Annotated in this window: 23 protein-coding genes and 1 riboswitch; of the genes, 20 read left to right on the top strand and 3 right to left on the bottom strand. The window is 47.8% G+C overall.

The window, feature by feature from the left end:
• The first annotated feature begins 78 nt into the window (after window positions 1–78).
• The 8 genes from GPK49_RS10365 to GPK49_RS10330 all read left to right on the top strand — a co-directional run bounded on the left by GPK49_RS10365 (window position 79) and on the right by GPK49_RS10330 (window position 9,360).
• Window positions 79–1,572: a Y-family DNA polymerase gene (locus tag GPK49_RS10365; protein WP_215677733.1), complete on the top strand. Its 1,494-nt coding sequence runs from the start codon at window positions 79–81 to the stop codon at window positions 1,570–1,572.
• A 16-nt stretch (window positions 1,573–1,588) separates the two neighbouring features.
• Window positions 1,589–2,017, top strand: coding sequence for a hypothetical protein (locus tag GPK49_RS10360; protein WP_215677731.1), 429 nt, complete (start codon window positions 1,589–1,591; stop codon window positions 2,015–2,017).
• Window positions 2,018–2,331: 314 nt separating this feature from the next.
• Entirely contained in the window at window positions 2,332–2,484 is a 153-nt protein-coding gene (locus tag GPK49_RS10355; RefSeq protein ID WP_215677729.1) for a hypothetical protein, read from the top strand.
• Between the two features lie 264 nt (window positions 2,485–2,748).
• Entirely contained in the window at window positions 2,749–4,728 is a 1,980-nt protein-coding gene (uvrB, locus tag GPK49_RS10350; protein ID WP_016407651.1) for an excinuclease ABC subunit UvrB, read from the top strand.
• Between the two features lie 49 nt (window positions 4,729–4,777).
• Window positions 4,778–7,639: an excinuclease ABC subunit UvrA gene (gene uvrA, locus GPK49_RS10345; protein ID WP_215677727.1), complete on the top strand. Its 2,862-nt coding sequence runs from the start codon at window positions 4,778–4,780 to the stop codon at window positions 7,637–7,639.
• A 95-nt stretch (window positions 7,640–7,734) separates the two neighbouring features.
• Window positions 7,735–8,043 (top strand): hypothetical protein, encoded by a 309-nt coding sequence (locus GPK49_RS10340; RefSeq protein ID WP_118581980.1) that lies wholly within the window; start codon window positions 7,735–7,737, stop codon window positions 8,041–8,043.
• A gap of 114 nt (window positions 8,044–8,157) precedes the next feature.
• Entirely contained in the window at window positions 8,158–8,826 is a 669-nt protein-coding gene (locus GPK49_RS10335; RefSeq protein ID WP_215677725.1) for a single-stranded DNA-binding protein, read from the top strand.
• A 27-nt stretch (window positions 8,827–8,853) separates the two neighbouring features.
• Window positions 8,854–9,360: a cob(I)yrinic acid a,c-diamide adenosyltransferase gene (locus tag GPK49_RS10330; RefSeq protein ID WP_215677723.1), complete on the top strand. Its 507-nt coding sequence runs from the start codon at window positions 8,854–8,856 to the stop codon at window positions 9,358–9,360.
• A gap of 66 nt (window positions 9,361–9,426) precedes the next feature.
• Here the strand turns inward: GPK49_RS10330 and dapB are convergent, their stop codons facing one another.
• From dapB to GPK49_RS10315, 3 genes are all read right to left on the bottom strand, one after another.
• Window positions 9,427–10,179 (bottom strand): 4-hydroxy-tetrahydrodipicolinate reductase, encoded by a 753-nt coding sequence (dapB, locus tag GPK49_RS10325; RefSeq protein WP_215677721.1) that lies wholly within the window; start codon window positions 10,177–10,179, stop codon window positions 9,427–9,429.
• A 241-nt stretch (window positions 10,180–10,420) separates the two neighbouring features.
• Window positions 10,421–11,302 carry a 4-hydroxy-tetrahydrodipicolinate synthase gene (gene dapA, locus GPK49_RS10320; protein ID WP_118581968.1) on the bottom strand — a complete coding sequence of 294 codons (882 nt, stop codon included), beginning with the start codon at window positions 11,300–11,302 and terminating at the stop codon, window positions 10,421–10,423.
• 51 nt (window positions 11,303–11,353) lie between these two features.
• Window positions 11,354–12,352, bottom strand: coding sequence for an aspartate-semialdehyde dehydrogenase (locus tag GPK49_RS10315; RefSeq protein ID WP_215677719.1), 999 nt, complete (start codon window positions 12,350–12,352; stop codon window positions 11,354–11,356).
• Between the two features lie 155 nt (window positions 12,353–12,507).
• Window positions 12,508–12,685, bottom strand: a riboswitch (Lysine riboswitch).
• Between the two features lie 167 nt (window positions 12,686–12,852).
• Between GPK49_RS10315 and GPK49_RS10310 the strand changes: the two genes are divergently transcribed.
• The 12 genes from GPK49_RS10310 to GPK49_RS10255 all read left to right on the top strand — a co-directional run bounded on the left by GPK49_RS10310 (window position 12,853) and on the right by GPK49_RS10255 (window position 23,897).
• Window positions 12,853–13,071 (top strand): small, acid-soluble spore protein, alpha/beta type, encoded by a 219-nt coding sequence (locus GPK49_RS10310; protein ID WP_318283901.1) that lies wholly within the window; start codon window positions 12,853–12,855, stop codon window positions 13,069–13,071.
• Between the two features lie 157 nt (window positions 13,072–13,228).
• Window positions 13,229–13,975 carry a class I SAM-dependent DNA methyltransferase gene (locus GPK49_RS10305; protein WP_215677710.1) on the top strand — a complete coding sequence of 249 codons (747 nt, stop codon included), beginning with the start codon at window positions 13,229–13,231 and terminating at the stop codon, window positions 13,973–13,975.
• A 21-nt stretch (window positions 13,976–13,996) separates the two neighbouring features.
• On the top strand, window positions 13,997–14,875 hold the full coding sequence (gene hslO / locus GPK49_RS10300) for an Hsp33 family molecular chaperone HslO (RefSeq protein WP_016407661.1): 879 nt from the start codon (window positions 13,997–13,999) through the stop codon (window positions 14,873–14,875).
• Between the two features lie 41 nt (window positions 14,876–14,916).
• Window positions 14,917–15,351, top strand: a complete 435-nt coding sequence (locus GPK49_RS10295; RefSeq protein ID WP_215677708.1) for an NUDIX domain-containing protein — start codon at window positions 14,917–14,919, stop codon at window positions 15,349–15,351.
• A 690-nt stretch (window positions 15,352–16,041) separates the two neighbouring features.
• Entirely contained in the window at window positions 16,042–16,368 is a 327-nt protein-coding gene (locus GPK49_RS10290; RefSeq protein ID WP_215677706.1) for a hypothetical protein, read from the top strand.
• A complete protein-coding gene (locus tag GPK49_RS10285) occupies window positions 16,355–18,355 on the top strand; it encodes a V-type ATP synthase subunit I (protein ID WP_215677704.1) in 2,001 nt (666 codons plus the stop codon). The genes GPK49_RS10290 and GPK49_RS10285 overlap by 14 nt, the downstream gene beginning before the upstream one ends.
• Window positions 18,339–18,833: a V-type ATP synthase subunit K gene (locus tag GPK49_RS10280; RefSeq protein WP_118581951.1), complete on the top strand. Its 495-nt coding sequence runs from the start codon at window positions 18,339–18,341 to the stop codon at window positions 18,831–18,833. The genes GPK49_RS10285 and GPK49_RS10280 overlap by 17 nt, the downstream gene beginning before the upstream one ends.
• Window positions 18,834–18,864: 31 nt before the next feature.
• The gene (locus GPK49_RS10275) at window positions 18,865–19,425 is read left to right on the top strand and encodes a V-type ATP synthase subunit E (protein WP_124984195.1); all 561 of its coding nucleotides are present in this window, start codon (window positions 18,865–18,867) and stop codon (window positions 19,423–19,425) included.
• 13 nt (window positions 19,426–19,438) lie between these two features.
• Window positions 19,439–20,413 carry a V-type ATP synthase subunit C gene (locus GPK49_RS10270; RefSeq protein WP_016407667.1) on the top strand — a complete coding sequence of 325 codons (975 nt, stop codon included), beginning with the start codon at window positions 19,439–19,441 and terminating at the stop codon, window positions 20,411–20,413.
• Complete coding sequence (locus GPK49_RS10265) at window positions 20,406–20,723, top strand: V-type ATP synthase subunit F (RefSeq protein ID WP_016407668.1); 318 nt, start codon at window positions 20,406–20,408, stop codon at window positions 20,721–20,723. Before GPK49_RS10270 ends, GPK49_RS10265 begins: the two co-directional genes overlap by 8 nt.
• 25 nt (window positions 20,724–20,748) lie before the next feature.
• Window positions 20,749–22,524, top strand: a complete 1,776-nt coding sequence (locus tag GPK49_RS10260) for a V-type ATP synthase subunit A (RefSeq protein WP_016407669.1) — start codon at window positions 20,749–20,751, stop codon at window positions 22,522–22,524.
• Complete coding sequence (locus GPK49_RS10255; protein ID WP_215677702.1) at window positions 22,521–23,897, top strand: V-type ATP synthase subunit B; 1,377 nt, start codon at window positions 22,521–22,523, stop codon at window positions 23,895–23,897. The genes GPK49_RS10260 and GPK49_RS10255 overlap by 4 nt, the downstream gene beginning before the upstream one ends.
• Window positions 23,898–23,899: the final 2 nt, after the last annotated feature.

Below are 23,899 nucleotides of genomic sequence, written 5' to 3'. Positions count from 1 at the left end.
AGCTTGATATGCTATAACAAAAAGAGAACAAACATTCGTTATAGTAAAGAATATATGTTTGCTTTTGGGGGTGGGTGTATGGAAAGAACGTATTTATGCTGTGATTTAAAAAGCTACTATGCTTCTGTCGAGTGCATTGACCGAGGGCTTGATCCGATGGCAATCAATCTTGTGGTGGCTGATGCGGCACGCACGGATAAAACGATTTGCCTTGCGGTATCGCCTGCCTTAAAGTCCTTTGGCCTATCCGGCAGACCGAGGCTGTTTGAGGTCAAGCAGAGAGTGCGTGACATTAACTACGAAAGGCGGATGAGGCTTCCGTCAAAGGCGTTTTGGGATAAGTCCTGTGATTTGCGGGAGCTACAGAACGATCCAACCTTGGAGCTGGACTATATCATTGCTCCGCCCAGAATGAGACGGTACATGGAGGTGAGTGCGAAGATACACGGTATTTTTCTAAAGTATTTTTCGGCAGAGGATATTCATGTTTACAGCATTGACGAGGTCTTTGTCGATTTAACCGCATATCTTCCGTTTTATCGGCTTTCGGCGCACGCACTGGCGGAAAGGGTGGTAAATGCGGTGTTTCAAACAACAGGAATCACAGCCACAGTTGGCATTGGCACAAATCTGTATCTGGCGAAGATTGCTATGGATATTCTGGCGAAAAAAATGCCCGCAGATGAGAAGGGGATGCGGATTGCGGAGCTGGATGAAATGTCATACCGCTATGAAATGTGGGCGCATGAGCCAATTCAGGATTTTTGGCGTGTGGGCAGAGGCTACACGAAAAAGCTTCATGCCGCAGGCTTATACACCATGGGGGATATCGCAAGATATTCCCTCAGCAAAAGAGGAGAGGATAAGCTATATCAGCTTTTTGGCATCAATGCAGAGCTATTGATTGATCATGCGTGGGGCTGGGAGCCGTGTGCGATTGCGGATGTAAAGTCCTATCAGCCGAGGAGCAACAGCATAAGCTCCGGACAAGTGCTGCAATCTCCCTATACGGCAGAAAAAGCGAAAATCATTGTGCGGGAAATGGTGGATCGGCTTGTGCTTGATTTGGTAAATAAGGGGGTTGTCACAAATCAGTTTGTGCTGACGATTGGATATGATAAGGAAAGTCTGACGAACCCAGAGGTAAGATATACGGGAGAGGTGGTGCGGGATGCTTACGGCAGGGAAATACCGAAGCACGCACATGGCACAGCGAATCTGGAGGGATATAGCAGCTCTTCCAAGGAAATTGTAGAGGCGGTGCTGCAGCTATATGACCGCATTGTGAATCAAGAGCTTCTTGTGCGAAGGGTAACGATTGCGGCGTGTCATGTGATTGCTCAGGATGCAGTGAAGAAGGAGCCGAAGCAGCTGGATTTATTTACGGATGCCGAAGAATCGGAAAAACAGAGGAAAAAGGCGGAGGCACGCCGAAAAGAAAAGCAGCTGCAAAAAGCCATTTTGCAGATTCAAAAGAAATACGGAAAAAACGCAGTATTAAAAGGAACAAATCTCTTGGAAGGTGCAACCATGAAGGAACGGAACAACCAAGTGGGCGGCCATCAAGCATAATGGGAGGGGAAAAACAATGAATGACAATAGGTATGAGGACATTATCCATCTGCCGCATCATCAATCGGATTGCAGGCCGAAAATGTCGGTGCGAGATAGAGCGGCGCAGTTTGCACCCTTTGCGGCATTGGTCGGTTATGAGCAGATGGTACAGGAGACAGAGGGTGTTCTTTTGGCGGATAGACGGAGAATGCTGTCGGAGGATGAAAAGAGCGGTTTAGACCGAAAAATGCAGATATTGCAGGAACAGATAGGTGTTCATCCGGAAATAGAAGTAACCTATTTCACTGAAAATGAAATGGGCGGTGCTTATGCGGTCTATGCCGGTAGGGTAAGGCGGATTGAGGATGTTCCCACAGCCATTGTGTTTATGAATGGCAAGCGGATATGGGTAGGGGATATTGCTTGTATCGAGAGTGAGATTTTTGAGCGATATGAGCTTTGATTGGGATACGCAGTGTTTTATGATGTGTGGAGGCAACAAATAAGGTGTTATTTATTATGAATTGGGCAAGAATCAATAAGCGTTGACATAGTAAATTTCCTGTGATACTCTAAAGGAGAAAGATGATTAGGTATCGAGGCGTTTGACCGAGATAAATGGTTTAAGGATAGGAAAACGTTATTATTTTTGTGTCTAAAAGGCATAAATGTAATAGCGCTTTTTTTATTGTATTTTTTCATAGCAGGATGGACTTCAGATATTTCAAGAGCTGTGTATTTACGTTGGAAGGATTATGATTTCGCAGGAGAGTATCATTGATAAGAAAGGAGAGGGAAAAGGTAATGTATCGACATCCCTTATACCCCTTTACGCTGGCGGATGTGGATTATCTGCATCAGATGGAGCAGACAATGGCAGAGGATAGAACATTTGATACTGTTTGTGTAAATCCGGAGGATTTAAAATAGAACAAATGTTTGGAAATTTTCTGTGTTCGCTACACAACACCTTTAATTTGTGTTATAATTTCCGTGTAAAAGATATACAAGTGATACGGCTGTTTTGTATGTTATGATGTGGTATCTTGTATTATTTCGTTGTGAAAAAATGAGTGAGTGACCGAAATTCGAAGTTGCCTAAAATCAGAGCAAATTCGGAATATGTCACGGCTCAAGAATTCGAATTTTTTGTGTGGTATGATGCTATTTTCATGCTCATCGGGAGGAGGAAAAATGGAGAACAAATTTAAGGTGGTATCGAAATATAAACCGACCGGTGATCAGCCGCAGGCGATTGAAAAAATTGCGGAGGGCTTTCAGAAGGGCTTGAAATTCCAGACCTTGCTGGGGGTAACAGGCTCGGGCAAAACCTTTACGATGGCAAATATCATTGAGAAAATCCAGAAGCCGACCTTGGTCATTGCGCACAATAAAACCCTTGCGGCACAGCTTTATAACGAGCTGAAGGAGTTTTTCCCCGAAAATGCGGTAGAGTATTTCGTCAGCTATTATGATTATTATCAGCCCGAGGCGTATGTACCAAGTACGGATACCTATATCGAAAAGGATTCCTCTGTCAATGATGAAATTGATAAGCTGCGCCATTCCGCCACGGCGGCGCTGGTGGAGCGAGAGGATGTTATTGTTGTTGCCAGCGTTTCTTGTATTTATGGCTTGGGTGACCCTGAGGAATACTACGGCATGATGCTTTCCCTGCGCCCCGGCATGGAGAAGGACAGGGATGAAGTCCTGCGCGCTCTGGTGGAAATGCAGTATGACCGCAATGATCTGAATTTTGAACGAGGTACGTTTCGTGTCCGTGGGGATGTGGTCGAAATTTTCCCGATCGGCTCCTCGGAGCATGCCATTCGTGTGGAATTTTTCGGGGATGAAATCGACCGCATTACGGAAATAGATGTGCTGACAGGCGAAATCATCGGGACAAGAAACCATATCTCGATTTTCCCTGCCTCTCATTATGTCACCGCGCCCGAAAAAATGCAGTTGGCCATTCAGCGGATTGAAAAGGAGCTGGAGGAGCGCTTGGCGGAGCTCAAACGAGAGGACAAGCTTCTGGAAGCGCAGCGATTGGAGCAGCGCACGAATTATGATTTGGAAATGCTCAGAGAAATGGGCTTCTGTACGGGCATCGAAAACTATTCCCGTCATCTTTCTCTGCGCGAAGCAGGCAGCACGCCCTTTACGCTGATTGATTTCTTTCCGGAGGATTTTCTTATCATTGCGGATGAATCCCATGTTTCTATTCCGCAGATTCGAGCCATGTATGAGGGAGACCGTTCCCGAAAAACAACTTTGGTGGACTTTGGCTTCCGCCTGCCCTCCGCATTGGATAACCGTCCGCTCAAATTTGCGGAATTTGAAAGCAAAATCAATCAAATGCTATTCGTTTCCGCAACCCCCTCTGTTTATGAAAAGGAGCATTCTCAGCAGACGGCAGAGCAGATTATTCGTCCGACAGGCTTGTTGGACCCCGAAATTTCCGTTCGCCCGATTCATGGGCAGATTGATGATTTGCTTGCCGAGGTCAGAAGAACCACAGAGACAGGGGATAAGGTTCTTGTCACAACCCTGACGAAAAAAATGGCAGAACGCCTGACGGATTACCTGCGTGAAGCAGGGGTGCGCGTGCGCTATCTCCATTCGGATATTGATACATTGGAGCGTCTGGAAATCATTCGTGATCTGCGTATGGATGTGTTTGATGTGCTGGTCGGCATCAACCTTTTGCGTGAGGGTCTGGATATCCCCGAGGTCAGTCTGGTTGCCATTCTGGATGCAGATAAGGAGGGCTTCCTGCGTTCCGAAACCTCGCTGATTCAGACCATTGGGCGTGCGGCAAGAAATGCCAAGGGGCGCGTCATTATGTATGCCGATGTCATGACAGAAAGCATGGATAGGGCGATTACGGAAACCAACCGCCGCCGCTGCCTTCAGCAGGCGTATAATGAGGAGCATGGCATCATTCCGCAGACCATTCAGAAAAAGGTGCATGATGTCATCCAGATTACGAAGGCCGCAACGGAGAAGCAGAAATTCGGTCTGGAAAAGGACCCCGAATCCATGAGCGAAAAGGAATTGAAGCAGCTGATTGCAAAGCTGGATAAGGAAATGAAGCATGCCGCACTGGAATTGCAGTTTGAACGTGCGGCAGAGCTGAGAGATAAAATTTTGGAAATCAAGAAATTATTGTAAGAACTTGGGCAATCCTCTGAAAAGGGATATCCCAAGAAAAGGAGATGCTATGAAGGATAAGATTGTAATAAAGGGTGCGAGAGCGCATAATCTGAAAAATGTTGACCTCACCATCCCCAGAGATCGGCTGGTTGTCTTTACGGGGGTGAGCGGCAGCGGCAAAAGCTCTCTTGCTTTCGATACGATATATGCAGAGGGACAAAGACGCTATGTGGAGTCGCTCTCCTCCTATGCAAGGCAGTTTTTGGGGCAGATGGAAAAGCCGGATGTAGACCTCATCGAGGGGCTTTCTCCTGCCATCTCCATTGACCAGAAAACAACGAGCCATAACCCCCGTTCCACTGTCGGTACGGTAACGGAGATTTATGATTATCTGCGTCTGCTCTACGCAAGAATCGGGATTCCCCATTGCCCGAAATGCGGCAAGGAAATCAAAAAACAAACCATCGACCAGATTGTAGACCGCATTATGGAGCTGCCCGAGCGGACGAAGCTACAACTGCTGGCACCCGTGGTGCGCGGCAGAAAGGGCGAGCATGTCAAGCTGCTGGAGGATGCAAAAAAGAGCGGCTATGTGCGTGTGCGCGTGGATGGAATTTTGTATGACCTTTCCGAAAAAATCGAATTGGAAAAAAATAAAAAGCATAACATAGAAATCGTGGTAGACCGTCTGATGGTAAAGGAAGGCATGCAGATGCGTCTGACCGAATCCATCGAAACGGCATCGGCACTCAGCGGCGGTCTCCTGATTGTGGATGTAAATCAGGGAGAGGATGAGCTGCTGTTCAGCCAGAGCTTTTCCTGCCCCGACTGCGGCGTGGATTTGATGGAAATTGAACCGCGCATGTTCTCCTTCAATAATCCAAGCGGGGCCTGCCCGACCTGTACGGGTCTGGGGATGCAGATGAAGTTTGATGAACAGCTGATTGTGCCGAATGAGGAGCTCAGCATCATGCAGGGCGCAATTACCGCCCCCGGCTATAATTCCGTCAATGCGAAGGGGAGCATGAGTAAGGTTCTCTTTGATGCACTGGCGGCGAAATACGGCTTTTCTCTGGAAACGCCATTTAAGGATTTGCCTCGAAAAATCAAGGATATTATTTTCTATGGCGCGAAGGAAAAGCTGCGCATTACCTACAGCAATGTGCGTGGCACAGGCACCTATGATTATGCCTTTGAAGGGGTCATCAATACTCTCCGGCGCAGATATAACGAAACCTCCGAAGCCATGCGCGCGGAATTTGAGGAATATATGACGAATATCGAGTGTCCCGATTGCCATGGGAAACGCCTGCGTCCGGAGGTGCTTGCCATTACTGTCAACGGGAAGAATATTTCCGAGGTGACGGAGCTTTCTATTGGCAAAATGCAGGAATTCTTCCAAAGCCTGACGCTGACGGAACGGGAAAATATGATTGCGGAACGTATTCTGAAGGAAATCCACGCCAGAGTCGGCTTTTTGATTGATGTCGGTCTGGAATATCTGACGCTTTCCAGAACGGCAGGCACGCTTTCCGGTGGGGAATCGCAGCGTATCCGTCTGGCAACGCAGATTGGTTCCGGTCTGGTCGGCGTAGTTTATATTCTGGATGAACCGAGTATCGGTTTGCATCAGCGGGATAATGATAAGCTGCTTGCAACATTAAAGCACCTGCGTGATATCGGCAACTCTCTGATTGTGGTGGAGCATGACGAGGATACCATGCGCGCGGCGGATTTTGTTGTGGATATCGGCCCCGGTGCAGGGCGCGGCGGCGGTGAAATCGTTGCGGCAGGTAGTGTAGAGGAAATTATGGCAGTGGAGCGCTCCGTAACGGGTGCATATCTCAGCGGACGCAAAAAAATCGAAGTGCCAAAGGAACGCAGACCCTTCGTACAAGACCATAAATTAGTCATCAGGGGCGCGGCAGAAAATAATCTGAAAAACATCGATGTGGAAATTCCGCTTGGTGTGTTTACCTGCGTGACGGGTGTCAGCGGCAGCGGCAAAAGCTCTCTCATCAATGAAATTCTGTATAAGCGTCTGGCGAAGGAGCTGAACAGAGCCAAAACCAGAGCCGGCAGGCATGAGGAAATGCTTGGGCTGGAGAAGCTGGATAAGGTCATCAATATTGACCAGTCCCCCATCGGGCGCACACCCAGAAGCAACCCTGCAACCTATACCGGTCTGTTTGACATGATTCGGGATGTGTTCGCGCAGACAACAGAGGCGAAGGTCAGAGGGTATCAGAAGGGCAGATTCAGCTTTAATGTAAAAGGCGGCAGATGTGAAGCGTGCAGCGGGGATGGTATCGTCAAGATTGAAATGCACTTTCTGCCTGATATTTATGTGCCCTGTGAGGTCTGCCATGGCAAACGCTATAACCGCGAAACCCTAGAGGTAAAATATAAAGGGAAAACCATTTCCGATGTACTGGATATGACGGTCGAGGAAGCATTGCAGTTCTTTGAAAATATTCCCCGTATCAAAAATAAGCTGCAAACCTTATATGATGTCGGTCTTTCCTATGTGCAGCTGGGGCAGTCCTCCACAACGCTTTCTGGCGGTGAAGCGCAGCGCGTGAAGCTGGCAACGGAGCTGAGCCGCAAAAGCACAGGCAAAACGGTCTATATTTTGGATGAGCCCACAACGGGACTGCATACGGCGGATGTGCATAAGCTGGTACAGATTCTGCAAAGGCTGACCGAGGGCGGTAATACGGTTATCGTCATTGAGCATAATCTGGATGTGATTAAAACGGCGGATTATATCATCGACCTTGGCCCTGAGGGCGGCGATGGCGGCGGCACAATCGTTGCAGTCGGCACCCCCGAAGAAATCTGTCGGGTACCTGCTTCCTATACGGGAAAATATCTGAAGCCGCTGCTTGATGCAAAAGTCGAAACAAGCCGAAATCCTGATTTCGACTGAGCATAAGCATAAGCGTATATAGGTTCTTATTGACATTTTGTGAAAAACTAAGTACCATAAGAATAATGAGTATTATGTAATTTTTGGAGGAAGCTATGGCAAAAGAAAAAGGACCGGTAGCAGACTTTGTGCAGACGAGAAAGCGTATCAACGATTATTTCGGCTGCGAGGGGGATTTCTTCATTCATCCGCTGCTCGATTTTGAATGGGCAGTCAGAGAGGATGAGGATTTTACCTTCCTTTGCTATTGGACAACTGAGGGGAAAAAGATAGATGCCGTTGTAGTGAAAAAAAGCGGTACACCTATGATTTACAAAACGAAGGACTACACCATGGTAGTCGCCATCGACTGCGTGAAGATCGGCTTTATCTTCCGCAACGGAAAAAATCAGACACAGCAGTGAAAACGGGATGTGGATTTTTTGGCAGGTCTGAACGGCTGTCTATCTGCATAAACTGATTTATTGAAAGGATCATTGCTAAGGGAAAATCTTTGGCAAAGCAAAGGGGAGAAAGAGATGCAAATGGAAGGATTGCCGGAAAACAATACTGTTCTGATTGCCGGTAAGATCGTAAAAGGCTGTGTCTTTAGTCATGAGGTATATGGCGAAGGTTTCTATACATTTCAGATTTCTTCTGAACGCCTCAGTGATAAGGAGGATATCCTGCCTGTCACCGTTTCCGAACGGCTGATAGATATGAATTTATTGCAGGTAGGAACAAAAGTTGATATTATTGGACAGTTAAGGAGCTACAATAACTACAACAGTAAAAAAAATCGTCTGGTGCTGACCATCTTCGCGAGGGAGATTTCCCTGCCGGAGGAGGAAGAAGGAAAGAATATCAATCAGGTTTATCTGAATGGTTTTATCTGTAAGCCCCCGATTTACCGTAAAACGCCTTTTGGAAGAGAAATATCCGATATTCTGGTAGCGGTCAACCGTGCCTATAATAAATCGGATTATATTCCCTGCATTGCATGGGGCAGAAATGCCAGATATATCGCAAATCTGGAGGTGGGTGCCAATATCCATATCTGGGGCAGAATGCAAAGCAGAATCTATCAGAAACGCATTGGCGAGGAGGTAGAAGAAAGAGTCGCTTATGAAGTTTCTGTTGCAAAAATCGAGCTGCCGCATAAGGCGGAGCACGAAGCGGAAGAAAAAGGCGCGGACGAGATGGTCTGAAGCAAGAAAAACAGGAGTGAAGATAACGTGAGACAAGGTCAGATTTCAATTTATTATGGTATGGGGAAGGGGAAAACAGCCGTAGCCGTTGGGCGTGGCATGCGCGCCATCGGCGAGGAACAGCGTGTTGTTATGATTCAATTCTTGGATTATCATAACAGCAAGGAAATTGCACTGCTGAAGAAGCTGGAGCCTGATTTCCGTATTTTCCGCTTCGAGAAGGATCGTGCGGCAGAGGATGTGCAGGGGGCTGAAAATGATGAAGCACTGCACAAGGAAATATTCAACGAAATCCGCAATGCGTTTAATTTCGCAAAGAAAATCGTGGATACGGGTGAATGTGAAATGCTTCTGCTGGATGGAATTCTGGAATGTGTGGAAAAAGGATATCTACAGGAATCTGATTTGCATGAGATTATTGGAAAGCGCCCCGATTTTATGGATATCATCCTGACGGGGACGATTCTTCCTGCAGGCATTGCAGAGGAAGCAGAAAATATCTATCAGCTTGTAGCGGAAAAGGAAAAAGAATAAAAAAGAAAAAGAAAAAGAATAAAAAAGAAAATCCTCTGAGATTCTATCTCAGAGGATTTTTTGTGCTTATTGCAGAACTTCCTTCATAGTGTATAGACCGGCAGGCTTGCCTGCCAGGAATTTTGCCGCCTTCACTGCGCCAACGGCGAAAACCTCGCGAGAGGTTGCGCGATGGGTCAGCTCAATGACTTCATCTCTGCCGGCAAAAATGACATCATGCTCGCCGACGATATTGCCGCCGCGCACTGCATGAATCCCGATTTCGGTTTTTTCTCTTTTTTCACGCACCTGAGAACGATCATACACATAATGATACCGTTCCTCCATTGCCTGATTGATAGCATCTGCCAGAGCCATTGCGGTGCCGCTGGGGGCATCAATCTTTTGGTTATGGTGCTTTTCCACGATTTCAATATCGAAGCCGCTTTCTGCCAGAATGACTGCCGCACGCTGCACCAAATCCAGCAACAGATTTACGCCAACAGACATATTCGCGGATTTCAGAATCGCAACCTCCTTGCTTGTTTCCTGCATCAGCGCGGTGGTTTCCTCGGATAATGCTGTGGTGCAGAGCACAACAGGGATTTTTTTTGCCTTGGAAAATGCCAGAAGGGCAGGAACTGCCTTTGCTGTGGAGAAGTCAATGATGACATCCCCTGCAACATCGCAGGCTTCGCAGTTGGGGAATACAGGGAAATCCAACGCAGGGGTGGTGGGGTCTATGCCTGCCACAACCTGACAATCCGGTTCGTTTTTTACTAATTCGGCTACAACGTGACCCATTTTGCCACCGCAGCCATGAATGATTACATTTACCATTTTTTACACTCCTTTTTTTCGTGAGGCTCTGCCTCACACTCCGCCAAGGGACTCAAAGCATCTTTCCTTCGGGAAGACGGCTGTGCCGCCGCCTTGTTCTTGGCGGTGCTCATACCCCTTGACTCCCCTTCGCAACACCATGTATATGGTGTTGCAGTATCGGGTTCCAAGGGGATGATCCCCTTGGTGGGAGTTTGAGGGCAAAGCCCTCAAAAAACATCCCCTCAAGAAAAGTAAGTCCTTAAATCAGACCGTAGTTCTTCAGTGCGGTTCTCAATGTTTCCAGATTCTTGGGCTCCATCTCGCACAGAGGTGCTACACAAGGCCCAACCGCATAGCCCATTTCATTCAGCGCAGTCTTTACGGGGATGGGGTTTACTTCGCAGAACAGTGCGGAAATCAATTCAATCGCATCCAGCTGCAGCTTTGTAGCCGCCTTTGTATCCCCATTCAGATAATGCATAACCATGTCGTGTGTCTGCTTGGGTGCTACGTTGGACAGAACGGAGATAACGCCCTTGCCGCCCAGAGACAAAACAGGCAGAATCTGGTCATCATTGCCGCTGTAAATATCGAAATCGGGGCCAACCAGAGCCGCAATTTCAGCCACCTGAGACAGATTGCCGCTTGCTTCCTTCACTGCAACGATGTTCTTTACCTTTGCCAGCTCCGCAACTGTCTTGGGTGCAATGTTGCAACCGGTTCTGCCGGGTACATTGTAAAGAATGATGGGAATATTGATGCTGTTTGCAACTGCTGTGTAGTGCAGAATCAGCCCCTTCTGTGTTGCCTTGTTGTAGTAGGGGGTTACCAGCAGAACGGCATCAGCGCCTGCCTTTTCGCAGCCCTGTGCCAGTGCGATACAGTGTGCGGTATCATTGCTGCCTGCACCTGCGATAACGGGAACACGACCTGCTGCAGCCTCTTTTGCGAAGCGGATACATTCAATCTGTACCTCATCGGACATGGTAGATGCTTCCCCTGTTGTGCCACAGATAATCAGCGCGTCTGTATCATTTGCAATCTGAAATTCAATCAGTTCCTTCATTTTATCAAAGTTTACGCTGCCGTCAGCGTGCATGGGTGTTACGAGAGCTACGCCTGCGCCTGTGAAAATAGACATATGTATGGCCTCCTTCAAATATTGAACTCTTTTTTATATAATATGAATGACTTATTCGTTCATTGCCTTTATGATTTCTTCCGCAATCTGTACTGCATTTGTTGCCGCACCCTTACGAATGTTGTCAGCGACAACCCAAAGATTTACGCCGTTTTCTACGCTTTCATCGCGGCGGATACGTCCGATGAATACCTCGTCCTTGCCTGCTGCGGTAACAGCCATAGGGTATTCGTTGTGTGCGCTGTCATTCTGCACAACAACACCGGGTGCATTTTTCAGAACCTCAATCAGTTCATCCAGATCGAAGGGCTTTTCAAATTCCACGTTGATGGATTCGCTGTGAGAATCGAAAACAGGTACACGAACCGTTGTTGCCGTCACGCGCATAGCATCGTTATGCAGAATCTTTCTGGTTTCGTTTACCATTTTCATTTCTTCCTTTGTATAGCCGTTATCAAGGAAGGAATCAATGTGGGGCAGGCAGTTGCTTGCAATGGGGTGAGGAAATTTCTTGGGAGCCTTGCCCTTCATGCCGTTTTCCAAATCCTTCCAGCCTGCAACACCTGCGCCGGATACTGCCTGATAGGTGGAATAAACCACACGTTTGATTTTATACTTATCATCCAAGGGCTTCAGTGCAACCATTGCCTGAATGGTGGAGCAGTTGGGGTTGGCAATGATGTTTTTGTGCCAGCTGATATCCTCAGGGTTTACCTCGGGAACAATCAGGGGAACCGCGGGATCCATTCTCCACTGGGAGCTGTTGTCGATGACGATGCAGCCATGAGCGGCTGCGATGGGTGCGAATTTTTCGCTTGTGCCGCCGCCTGCGGAGAACAGTGCGATATCAATGGGCTTATCAAAGGAATGCTCATTCAGCTCTTCCACAACATAGTCCTTGCCATTGAATTTCAACGTGGAGCCTGCGGAACGGGCAGATGCCATAACATAGAAGTTTTCGATGGGCAGCTGTCTTTCCTCCAGAACCTTCAGGAAAGTTCTGCCTACCATGCCTGTTGCGCCGACTACGGCGAGATTGATTTTCTTCATTTTAAAATCCTTCTTTCTTTTGCGTTAATGTTTTCGATGATAAAAGGTCGATGGGCTGTGCTTTGGAATAGTTTTTCTTGCTATAAACAAAAACAGCCGACGCACGCGCCGACCTCCAAGGAAACTGTGGTATCCTTGAATGCCGCAGTTTGATTGTTCTTTGTAGCGCTCCATTGGGTTTTCCAATGACAGTCGTACAGATATTAGCTGCACAACCAGAAGGGGAAAGATAAGGCTTATCCCTTCTTCGGCGTTTTCCCCTTTCTGCGGGCTTCCTCTATCCCTTATGACATTTGCCCGGATACTCTTGAAAAACGCACCTCTACTTTAGAAAAATATGTATTTGTTTCATAGTCTAACACCAGATAGGTATTCTGTCAAATAAATTTACGAAAAAATATTGTATTTTTTAAAGAGTCATTCGTCTGCGCACAAAATACATGTTTTGGCGGAAAATGTGCATACTGAGTGGAAGGAAAAGGACAGAAAGGGTGATTTGATTGCGAAAAAAGAAGGAACTGACCGAGGCGGAAAAGCGTGATTTGGCGATGAAATACGAGGTTGCCGAGGAGCTGGGGCTTCTGGAGAAGGTGGAGCGGTGCGGTTGGAGGGGGCTGACATCGAGAGAAAGCGGACGCATCGGCGGCATTATGGGGACAAGAAAAACGGCGGAGCGAAAGCGGACAGAAGCGGACAAAGCGGACAGAGTGGACACCTAAAAGGACAGGCAGTGGACAGGGGAGCGGACAGGGGTATGGACAGCAGAAAGACATTTCCTGTCTATAAGGATTCCTGCTTGCATTTAAAAACGGATAGAGCTATAATATAAAGTTGTGAACGAATATCTCTCTGTAGAAGGGCATGGAGGAGGGCTTTATGAGCGCATACGAAACCTTTGCATCGGTATATGATCTTTTTATGGAACAAGTGGAATATGACGAATGGCTCGACCACATCCATGCGGTTTGGAAAAAATACGGCATCACGCCGAAAACGATTCTGGATTTAGGCTGCGGGACAGGCAGTATTCTGCTTCCTCTGGCGCAGGAGGGCTTCGATGTGATTGGCGTTGACCTTTCCCCCGAAATGCTGACAGAGGCAGACCACAAGGCGATGGAGGCGGGTGTTTCGGTGCGGCTTGCCTGTCAGGATATGACGGAGCTGGATCTGGGCGAGCAGGCAGATTGTATTCTGAGCCTTTGCGACTGCATGAATTATTTGATTGAAGACGGGCAGTTGGAGAGTGCCTTCCAAAGCATTGCCGCTCACATGAAAAAGGAGAGCCTCTTTTTATTTGATATGAATACGGAATATAAATTTCGAGAGGTGCTGGGGCAGAGGGCGTTTGGCTCGGCAGAGGAAGCAGCGGCGTATATCTGGGAGAATGATTACGACGAGGAAGAAAAAATCAATGAATATTATGTAAGCTTTTTTATTGAGCAGGAAAACGGATTATATGAGCGTGTGGAGGAATACCACTACGAAAGAGCCTATACAACAGAGGAAGTGGCACAGGCCTTGCAGGCGGCAGGGATGGAGCTGCTGGAGGTTACGGATGGCTATAGCTTTGCAAAGCCGCATGAGAAAAGTGAGCGCTTGCTGTTTGCGGCTCGATTGAAATAAAGAACAACCGGAGGAAAAAACATGAGTGATTATATTGTAAGAGCGACGGCGGGTAACGGCAGTATTCGTGCTTTTGCCGCAACAACGAGGGATTTGGTGCAGCATGCAAGAGAGATTCATCATACCTCTCCCGTTGCATCTGCGGCACTGGGCAGAATGTTGACGGCGGCAGCGATGATGGGCAGTATGCTGAAGGGCGAAAAGGATATTGTAACCCTGCAGATTCGCGGCGAGGGCCCCTTGCAGGGGCTTGTGGTAACGAGCGACAGCCATGCGAGAGTGAAGGGCTATGTATTCAACCCCAATGTGGAAATTCCGGATTTATATCCCGGCAAGCTGAATGTCGGCGGCGCAATCGGCAATGGCTACATGAGCGTGATTAAGGATATCGGCATGAGAGAGCCTTATGCCGGACGGATTGAGCTGGTGACAGGGGAAATCGCAGATGACCTGACCTATTATTTCGCACAGTCTGAGCAGACCCCCTCCGCGGTTGGTCTGGGGGTTCTGGTGGAAACGGATACCTCTATCCGCAGAGCCGGCGGCTTTATCATTCAGCTGCTTCCCGATGCAACGGATGAAATGATTGAGAAGCTGGAAAAGAAGCTGGCAACACTTCCTTATGTTTCGGATTTACTGGATATGGGGAAAACACCGGAGGATATTTTGCAGATGATTCTGGGAGATATGGAGCTGAAAATCATGGATACCGTTCCGACGGAATTTTACTGCAACTGCACACGAGAGCGTGTGGAAAAGGCACTCATCAGCATTGGCAGAGAGGAACTGGAAAAAATCATCAGAGAGGACAAGAAGGCAAACCTGCACTGTCATTTCTGCGGCAAGGAATACGATTTTACGGAAGAAGAACTGAAAAAGCTTCTGGAAGATGCGAAATGAGAGAGTAAGCAAGAACGAAAGAGCCAAAGGAGGCGTTCCTTTTGAAAAGGGATTTTGCGGTGGCTGTGAAGGCTGTCATTATAAAAGAGAATAAAGCACTGGTGCTTTGCCGTTCCAAGCATGAAATGGAGTGCAGCTATATGAACAGCCATCAGAAATGGGATCTGCCGGGAGGCGGACTGCATTTCTTTGAGAAGGCAGAGGAGGGACTGCGCAGAGAAATCCGCGAGGAAACGGACTTACATGTTTCCATCGGACCGCCGTTGTCCTTATTTGATGCCATCAAGCACCACATCCACCTTTGTATTTTTACATACGCCTGCACATGGACGGGGGGCGAGGTAAGGATCAGCCCTGAGCATGAGGCCTTCTTCTGGATGACAGAGGAGGAAATGGAAGAAAGCGAATTGCCCCACTGGATGAAGCGCGACATTCGTGTGGCATTTGCATCTCTGCGGAAAAAGCAGGAGGGATAAACCTTTCGGAGTACGGAATCTATTCAATTTATTGAATGGATTCTGTACTCTTTTTTAATTTGTTGAATTTGCATAAAGGAATGACTAAGGAGAGGAGAAAAACGCGTAAAAACAGGAAACAGCTGTTTCAAATGAATAATATTTCACTTAAAAAAGTTTTGTTCAGTGGAAAAAATATTTTCCTAATGGGAAACTGACAAAAATTAGCTGCAAAAAACTGTTTGTTTTATACAAAACATCAAGGGGAGGAGAGGGAAAAACAATCTGCAAAAATTGGAATACAAATAAATTGCATGCGAAAGACCGTTCGCAAACCTTGAAAAATAAAGAGATTTGCTTTTTCGACGAAAGGACTATGATGTATTTTTAACAAACATATCCGAGAAAGAAAAAGGTTTGAGAATTGGACAGAAAATGTAAGAGGATTGACAGATTCATAAAAATCCCGTATTATTTACGGTAAGGATGTGTTTCATATTTCATATATCCTTGGAATTTTCTTGAAAATTCATGAAAATTTCAACCATACCTTCGGAAACCGAAGGGGAAGGAACGAGTGGGACAGGGACGAATCTCTATTTAAATTAGAAAATAATACTGTTATATCTTTAACAAGAAAATTTTAACGGGAGTTTTAAAGTACCTGTGCAATTTGTTCAATAAAAAAATACAGCAAGTGAGGTGAGTATTGTGGCTTATGAGATCCTGAAAAGCATTGTAGAGGCGGAAGCGCGTGCTGTGGAAATCAAAAAGCAGGCTGTTGCACAGGCTGAAGAAAGGAAGGTCGATGCACTGAAGCAGCAGGAAATCCTGCTGGAGGAGGCAAAACTGCAAGGGGCAAAGGAAATGCACCAAGCCGTAGAAAACGCTGTAGCGGAGAGCCAGGAGGCAATCCAAAAGATTTTAAAGGAAGCGGAGGAGGCTTGTTCTCAGATCAGAGAGCAGGCAGCGCAAAGGAAGGAAGAAGCCGTTCTGGCGGTAATCGGAAAGGTTGTGGGAGAATATGGCAGTTGTTGAGATGCGAAAGCTTACTGTCATTGGTTTGAACAGCAGCCGGACACCCTTCATCCATGAGCTGATGCACCTTGGGGTTGTGGAAATCGACTCGAACGAGGGTGCAATTAACGATGAGGAATGGATGCCCGACATTTTCCGAACCAGTAACAGTGCCGATGTTTCGCGTCTGGAGGCGGATATCAGCCGTGTAAGCACTGCATTGGAGGCCATTGGGAAGTATGATACTGCAAAGAAGCCGCTGTTCCCCTCAAGAATAAAGCTGGACAGAGGCGATTTTGCGAAGCTGATGGATTCCATTAAAACGGAAACGGAGCTGAATGTGGATAAGGCTGTCGAGACCTATAAGGATATTGCCGACAGGCGGACAGAAATCAACCGGCTGCGTGGACTGATTGCAGGGCTGAAGCCTTGGGAAACGCTGGATATTCCGCTGGAAATGAATGAAACGGAGCATGCTCTGGTGCAGCTTGGCGCAGCACCCGTAAAGACCGATACGGTGCAGATGACGGCAGATGTGCAGGCGGCAGCGCCTTCTGTGATCGTACAGGAGGTCAGCAAGGATAAGCAGCAGAAGTATTATGCGTTCATTTGTTTGAAGGAAGAAAAGGAGCAGCTGCTTGAGGCACTGCGTCCATACAACTTCTCGGCAGTCACGCTGGCAGACCAGAAGGGGACTGCAACAGAAGCGATGCATCGCTATGAAAAAGAAATTGAAAAAAATGAAAAAAATATTGCGGAAGACGAAGAAATACTGAAAAAGCTAGTGGCTTACAGAGAGCATATCGAATTTCTGTATGACAGCCTGATGATGCGCAGAGACAGAGCAAGGGTTGTCGGGGATATGGTCAGCACGGAAATGGTATTCTATTTCGACGGCTGGATGCCGGCAAAGGCGCAGCCTGAGGTAGAAGCACTGTTAAAGGAATATGAATTCTACTATAATATTGAAGAGCCTGACCCCGATGATGAGAGCGTGCCTGTTCTGCTGCAGAACAATTCCATCGTGACCCCCTTTGAGGCGGTTACGGGGATGTACAGCCTGCCGGGGCGGCATGATATCGACCCTACGGCAATTCTGGCACCCTTCTATTTCCTGTTCTTCGGGCTGATGCTCAGTGATGCTGCCTATGGGCTCATCCTGACAACTCTATGTGCAATCATTCTAAAGAAATACAAGCCGGAGGGCACGACCCACCGCATGATTAAGATGTTTATGTTCTGTGGTTTGTCTACCTTTATGTGGGGCGCATTATTCGGCGGCTGGTTCGGAAACTTCTTTACCGTGGCGGCAAAGACCTTTTTCGGGAAGGAGTTTGTTATCAAGCCTTTGTGGTTTGACCCTCTGAGCGAGCCTATGCGGCTTTTGGTGGTGTCTCTGATTTTGGGGGCCATTCACCTGTTTGTCGGCATGGGGGTTCAGGCCTACATGGATATTAAGGATGGTCGTCCGTTGGATGCACTGTTTGATATCGGCTTATGGTATCTGCTGCTGATTGGCATTGTTCTGTTTGCATTCGGCGGAAAGCTGGGCGCAGGAGCAGTCGGCATCGGCAAGATTATGGCAATCATCGGTGCGGTTGGTATTCTGCTGACAGGCGGCAGAAAGAAAAAAGGCATTTTCGGCAAGCTGACAGGCGGACTTGGCAGCCTTTACGGCATCACAAGCTATCTGTCTGATGTGCTTTCCTATTCCAGATTGCTGGCGTTGGGGCTTGCAACAGGCGTTGTTGCACAGGTATTCAACACACTGGGCTCTCTGGCAGGCGGCGGCATCGCGGGCTCTATCCTGCTGATTGTGGTATTCGCCTTTGGTACGGTATTCAATATTGCAATTAACGCGCTGGGTGCTTTCGTTCATTCGTGCAGATTGCAGTATGTTGAATTTTTCGGTAAATTCTATACGGGCGGCGGAAGACCTTTCGCTCCATTTGAAAGAAAAACAAAATATATCAAGATTCTCAAGGAGGGTAATGACAATGTTAAATAATTTATTAAGCGGTGAATTTTTGGCATTAGGCGGCGCGGCTCTGGCATCTTTGTTTGCCGGCATCGGCAGCGCCAAGGGTGTTGGTATTGCCGGTGAAGCGGCGGCAGGGGTTGTTTCTGAGGACCCCAATAAATTCGGTCAGGTTCTGTTGCTGCAGGCTCTGCCCGGTACACAGGGTATCTATGGTCTGCTGATTGCCTTTATCGTAATGGTTAAGGTTGGACTTCTGGGTGGCGACGGCATGATGGAGCTGACAGTGGTGCAGGGTGCTGAAATTTTTGCGGCATGTCTGCCTATTGCATTCGTAGGTCTGATTTCCGGTATCTCTCAGGGTAAGGCAGCCGCAGCAGGCGTTATGCTGGTAGGGAAAAGACCCAGCGAGCTGGCAAAGGGTATGCTGTTTGCAGCGATGGTAGAAACATACGCCGTTCTGGCTCTGTTGGTTTCCTTCCTGATGCTCAACAGCATCCAGCTGTAATCAATAAAACGGAAAAGGAGGAGTAACTCCTATGAATGATGGTAAGATTATCATTGATAAAATCATTGCGGAGGCAGAAGAAGTAGCAAAGGCATCCCTCGCCAAGGGGCAGAAGGAGGCAGATGCTGTTCTGAAGGCCGCACAGGAAAAGGTGAATAAGGAGCTGGACGTATTCGACAGAAACGCACAGGCGGAGGCGGAAAAGGCTGCCGCAAAGGAGATTTCCGGCGCACAGATGCAGGCGAAAAAAGCCATTCTGGAAACGAAGCAGGAAATTCTTGCGGAAACGATTGCGGAGGCGGAAAAAAGACTGCTTTCTCTGGATGATGCGGCATATGCGAAGGTCATCGGCGGTATGCTGAAAAAGCTTGACCGTTCTCTGGGGACGGAAATTCTGGTTTCCAAGAAGGATGCGGCAAGACTGGCGGACGTTGTGAAGGAAAACGAATTTACCCTTTCCGCGCAGACGGCGGACATCAGCGGCGGTTTTATCGTGAAAAACGGAGATATTGAATATAACTATTCTTTTGAATCAATTATTACAGTAGAAAAAGAAGAAATCCAGCAAATCGCAGCAAAAATTTTGTTTTAAGGAGGGGTAGAAAATGGCAAAAGAACGAATTTACCCTTTCGCCGTAGCCAGCGTGCGCTCCATGGAAAATAAGCTGCTGACAAAGCAAAAGCTGCTGCAGATGGCAGAGGCTAAGGATGCAGAGGAAGCACTGCGCTTCTTGCAGGATAGTGATTACGGGAAAACGCAGATTGGGGATGTGCATGAATTTGAGACCATGATTCAGGCGAATCTGGAGGAAGCATATCAGGCAATGGGTAAGCTGATTCCCAATGAGGTTTTCATGGATATTTTCCGATTCAAAAACGATTATCACAATGTGAAGGTGCTCATCAAGGAGGAAATTTCCAAGGTAAACGGCAGGAAATTCCTGATTCAGGGCGGTTCGATTCCCGTAGAGGATTTACGGAAATTCTTCCGTGAAAGAAACTATATGGAAATGCCCTGCATTGATGAGAAGGCTGTGGAAGAAGCCATTGAGCTTTATGCAAAGACAAAGAACGGACGATACATCGATACGACTTTGGATCGAGCATGCTTTCGTGTGATGAGTGATGCGGCAGAAAAGCTTGGTATTCCTTATGTTGCAACCTATGTGCGAAAGCTGGCAGATATCACGAATCTGAAAACGCTGTACCGCATTTATACACTGAAGCGGACGGAGCAGGAGCTGACAGAAAGCCTGGTGCCCGGCGGCGAAATCAGCGCGGAAGCATTGCTGCATGCCTTTAAGAGCGACAACGCAGCGGCGGCATTGAAGGAAACGGGCTATGGCAGACTTTGCGACAGCATGGAGCTTGGCTTTACTGCCTTTGAAAAGGCCTGCGATGATTACCTGACGGAATATGTGAAGGAGGCAAAATATAAAACCTTGACACCCGAACCCGTTGCGGCTTATATCCTTGCGAAGGAAACAGAGGCAAAATGCGTGCGGATTATTATGACCTGCAAGCTGCATAATATTGATGCAGAAACAATTAAAGAAAGGGTGAGAGAAGCGTATGTCTAAGGTTGGTATCATTGGCGACAAAGACACCGTTATGGGCTTCCTTGCTCTTGGGATTGATATTTTCCCTGCCTATTCCGCGGAGGAAATCAAGAAAACAATCCATAAGCTGGCAGAAAAGGAATATGCGATTATTTACATCACAGAGGAAGCCAGCCTGAAGGCAAAGGAAAGCCTTGCAAAATATAAGGATATGGAATTGCCCGCTATTATTGTGATCCCCGGTATCGGCGGCAGCATGGGGCTGGGCATGAATGAGGTGCGTGAATCGGCAAAGCGTGCCATCGGCGCAGATATATTGTTTAGCGAATAATGAATGATTGTAGGTGAATGAAGATATGAAAACAGGCACGATCGTAAAGGTATCCGGTCCACTGGTCATTGCGGAGGGCATGAGAGATGCCAATATGTTTGACGTGGTTCGTGTATCTGATAAGCATTTGATTGGTGAAATCATCGAAATGCACGGAGATAAGGCCTCTATTCAGGTTTATGAGGAAACGGCAGGGCTTGGCCCCGGAGAAGAGGTTGTATCCGTTGGGATGCCTATGAGCGTAGAGCTTGGCCCCGGGCTGATTTCTACCATCTATGACGGTATCCAGCGTCCATTGGAAAAAATGTACGAGGTGGGCGGCACAAACATCCGCAGAGGTGTTGAGGTGCCCTCTTTGGACAGAGAAAAGAAATGGAAATTTGAACCCACAAAGCAGCCCGGCGATGCAGTGGTTGCAGGGGATGAAATCGGTTTTGTGCAGGAAACGGCTGTGGTGCAGTGTAAAATCATGGTTCCCTATGGTTTGAAGGGCGTTATTAAGGAAATCTTTATCGGCGATTTCACCATTGAGGAAACCGTTTGTATCATCACAGATGAAAAGGGCAACGACGTGAACGTAACCATGATGCAGAAATGGCCCGTACGTCGGGAAAGACCCTATAAGAAAAAGGAATCTCCCGATGCGCCTCTGATTACAGGGCAGCGTGTCATTGATACATTCTTCCCTATTACAAAGGGCGGCGTTGCGGCAATCCCCGGCCCCTTTGGTTCCGGTAAAACAGTAACACAGCATCAGCTTGCAAAATGGGCGGATGCGGATATTGTTGTTTACATCGGCTGCGGCGAGCGTGGAAATGAAATGACAGACGTACTGAACGAGTTCCCTGAGTTGAAGGACCCCCGTACAGGAGAATCTCTGATGCAGAGAACCGTTCTGATTGCAAATACTTCCGATATGCCCGTTGCGGCGCGTGAAGCATCTATTTATACAGGGATTACGATTGCGGAATTCTTCCGTGATATGGGCTACAGCGTTGCGCTGATGGCAGACTCCACCTCTCGTTGGGCAGAGGCGCTGCGTGAAATGTCCGGCCGTCTGGAGGAAATGCCCGGTGAAGAAGGCTACCCCGCTTATCTGGGTTCCCGTCTGGCACAGTTCTATGAACGTGCAGGGCGCGTAGTCTGCCTGGGCAATGATGACAGAATCGGCACACTGACGGCTATCGGTGCGGTATCTCCTCCCGGCGGTGATATTTCCGAGCCTGTATCACAGGCAACACTGCGTATTGTAAAGGTATTCTGGGGATTGGATTCCTCTCTGGCATATAAGCGTCACTTCCCTGCGATTAACTGGCTGACAAGCTACTCTCTGTATCAGGCAAAGGTTGACGCATGGGCGGATGAAAACGTAGAGCCGAACTTCTCTGCGCAGAGAACAGAGGCAATGCGTCTGTTGCAGACAGAGGCAGAGCTGAACGAAATCGTACAGCTGGTCGGCGTGGATGCACTGAGCCACGGGGACAGATTGATTCTGGAAACGGCACGCTCCATTCGTGAGGACTTCCTGCATCAGAACTCCTTCCATGAGGTGGATACCTACACCTCCCTGCATAAGCAGTATCGTATGATGAAGCTGATTCTGACCTTCTATAAAGAGGCAAATGAAGCAATTAAGCAGGGCGTTACGATTCAGAAGCTGACAAAAATGGATGTGATCGAGCGTATCGGCCGTGCAAAATATGTGGAAGAAATGAACGTAGATAAGAGCTACGATGAAATTGAAAGAGAAATCAAAACAGAGGTAGCAGAGCTGATCAGAAAGGGGGCAGATGAATTATGATAAAGGAATATCGTTCGATTCAGGAAGTAGCCGGCCCTCTGATGGTGGTTTCCGGTGTAGAAGGCGTTACCTATGATGAGCTGGGCGAAATCGAGCTGGCAAACGGCGAGATCAGAAAATGCAAGGTTCTGGAGGTAAACGGCGATACGGCTCTGGTACAGCTGTTTGAAAGTGCAACAGGTATCAACCTGGCGGAAAGCAAGGTTCGTTTCCTTGGCAAAAGCTTGGACTTTGGTGTTTCCCCTGATATTCTGGGGCGTGTATTTGATGGTATGGGCAACCCCATTGACGGTGGCCCGGCTATCATTCCCGAAAAAAGACTGGACATCAACGGTGCACCCATCAACCCTGCGGCGCGTGAATATCCTGCGGAATTTATCCAGACAGGTGTATCCGCGATTGACGGGCTGAATACACTGGTTCGTGGGCAGAAGCTGCCTATCTTCTCTGCATCCGGTTTGCCGCACGCAAATTTGGCGGTTCAGATTGCAAGACAGGCAAAGGTTCGTGGTACGGATTCTAAATTTGCGGTAGTTTTCGCGGCAATCGGTATCACCTTTGAGGATGCGGAGTTCTTTATCAATGACTTCAAGCAGACAGGTGCGATTGACCGTTCTGTTGTCTTTGTAAACCTTGCAAATGACCCTGCGGTAGAGCGTATCTGTACGCCTAAAATGGCACTGACCGCAGCGGAATATCTGGCATTTGAGCAGGATATGCACGTTCTGGTTATTCTGACGGATATTACAAACTATGCAGAGGCGCTGCGTGAGGTTTCTGCGGCGAAGAAGGAGGTTCCCGGTCGTCGTGGGTATCCCGGCTATCTGTATACAGACCTTGCGACGATGTATGAACGTGCAGGCAGAATGAAGGGGCATCCCGGCTCTATCACAATGATTCCCATTCTGACCATGCCGGAGGAGGATAAGACACACCCCATCCCCGACTTGACGGGCTATATTACAGAGGGACAGATTATTCTGAGCCGTGAGCTGGATAAAAAGGGCATTAAGCCTCCCATTAACGTACTGCCTTCCCTGTCCCGTCTGAAGGATAAAGGTATCGGTAAGGGCAAGACGAGAGAGGATCATGCGGATACGATGAACCAGCTGTTTGCGGCATATTCTCGTGGTAAAGATGCGAAGGAGCTGATGGCAATTCTGGGCGAATCCGCTTTGTCCGAGGTTGACCTGATTTATGCAAAATTTGCGGATGAATTTGAGAAGAGATATGTTTCTCAGGGCTTCCAGACAGACAGAACCATTGAGCAGACACTGGAAACAGGATGGGATTTGCTGCGTATGCTGCCGAGAAGTGAATTGAAGCGTATTCGTGACGAATATCTGGAAAAATATTTGAACAGCGGGGAGTGATG

Origin of the sequence: Clostridium sp. MCC345 (assembly GCF_018785345.1) — a bacterium.
Classification (GTDB): domain Bacteria; phylum Bacillota; class Clostridia; order Lachnospirales; family Anaerotignaceae; genus Anaerotignum_A; species Anaerotignum_A faecicola.
Note: the sequence above shows the minus strand (reverse complement) of the source record. Positions and strands in the feature narration are given on the sequence as shown.

What these genes read in the sequence shown, in the direction of transcription:
- GPK49_RS10365 (WP_215677733.1), top strand. Translation starts at nt 79, where the DNA reads ATGGAAAGAACGTATTTATGCTGTGATTTAAAAAGCTACTATGCTTCT.
- GPK49_RS10360 (WP_215677731.1), top strand. Translation starts at nt 1,589, where the DNA reads ATGAATGACAATAGGTATGAGGACATTATCCATCTGCCGCATCATCAA.
- uvrB (WP_016407651.1), top strand. Translation starts at nt 2,749, where the DNA reads ATGGAGAACAAATTTAAGGTGGTATCGAAATATAAACCGACCGGTGAT.
- uvrA (WP_215677727.1), top strand. Translation starts at nt 4,778, where the DNA reads ATGAAGGATAAGATTGTAATAAAGGGTGCGAGAGCGCATAATCTGAAA.
- GPK49_RS10340 (WP_118581980.1), top strand. Translation starts at nt 7,735, where the DNA reads ATGGCAAAAGAAAAAGGACCGGTAGCAGACTTTGTGCAGACGAGAAAG.
- GPK49_RS10335 (WP_215677725.1), top strand. Translation starts at nt 8,158, where the DNA reads ATGCAAATGGAAGGATTGCCGGAAAACAATACTGTTCTGATTGCCGGT.
- dapB (WP_215677721.1), bottom strand. Translation starts at nt 10,179, where the DNA reads ATGGTAAATGTAATCATTCATGGCTGCGGTGGCAAAATGGGTCACGTT.
- dapA (WP_118581968.1), bottom strand. Translation starts at nt 11,302, where the DNA reads ATGTCTATTTTCACAGGCGCAGGCGTAGCTCTCGTAACACCCATGCAC.
- GPK49_RS10315 (WP_215677719.1), bottom strand. Translation starts at nt 12,352, where the DNA reads ATGAAGAAAATCAATCTCGCCGTAGTCGGCGCAACAGGCATGGTAGGC.
- GPK49_RS10305 (WP_215677710.1), top strand. Translation starts at nt 13,229, where the DNA reads ATGAGCGCATACGAAACCTTTGCATCGGTATATGATCTTTTTATGGAA.
- hslO (WP_016407661.1), top strand. Translation starts at nt 13,997, where the DNA reads ATGAGTGATTATATTGTAAGAGCGACGGCGGGTAACGGCAGTATTCGT.
- GPK49_RS10285 (WP_215677704.1), top strand. Translation starts at nt 16,355, where the DNA reads ATGGCAGTTGTTGAGATGCGAAAGCTTACTGTCATTGGTTTGAACAGC.
- GPK49_RS10280 (WP_118581951.1), top strand. Translation starts at nt 18,339, where the DNA reads ATGACAATGTTAAATAATTTATTAAGCGGTGAATTTTTGGCATTAGGC.
- GPK49_RS10275 (WP_124984195.1), top strand. Translation starts at nt 18,865, where the DNA reads ATGAATGATGGTAAGATTATCATTGATAAAATCATTGCGGAGGCAGAA.
- GPK49_RS10270 (WP_016407667.1), top strand. Translation starts at nt 19,439, where the DNA reads ATGGCAAAAGAACGAATTTACCCTTTCGCCGTAGCCAGCGTGCGCTCC.
- GPK49_RS10265 (WP_016407668.1), top strand. Translation starts at nt 20,406, where the DNA reads ATGTCTAAGGTTGGTATCATTGGCGACAAAGACACCGTTATGGGCTTC.
- GPK49_RS10260 (WP_016407669.1), top strand. Translation starts at nt 20,749, where the DNA reads ATGAAAACAGGCACGATCGTAAAGGTATCCGGTCCACTGGTCATTGCG.
- GPK49_RS10255 (WP_215677702.1), top strand. Translation starts at nt 22,521, where the DNA reads ATGATAAAGGAATATCGTTCGATTCAGGAAGTAGCCGGCCCTCTGATG.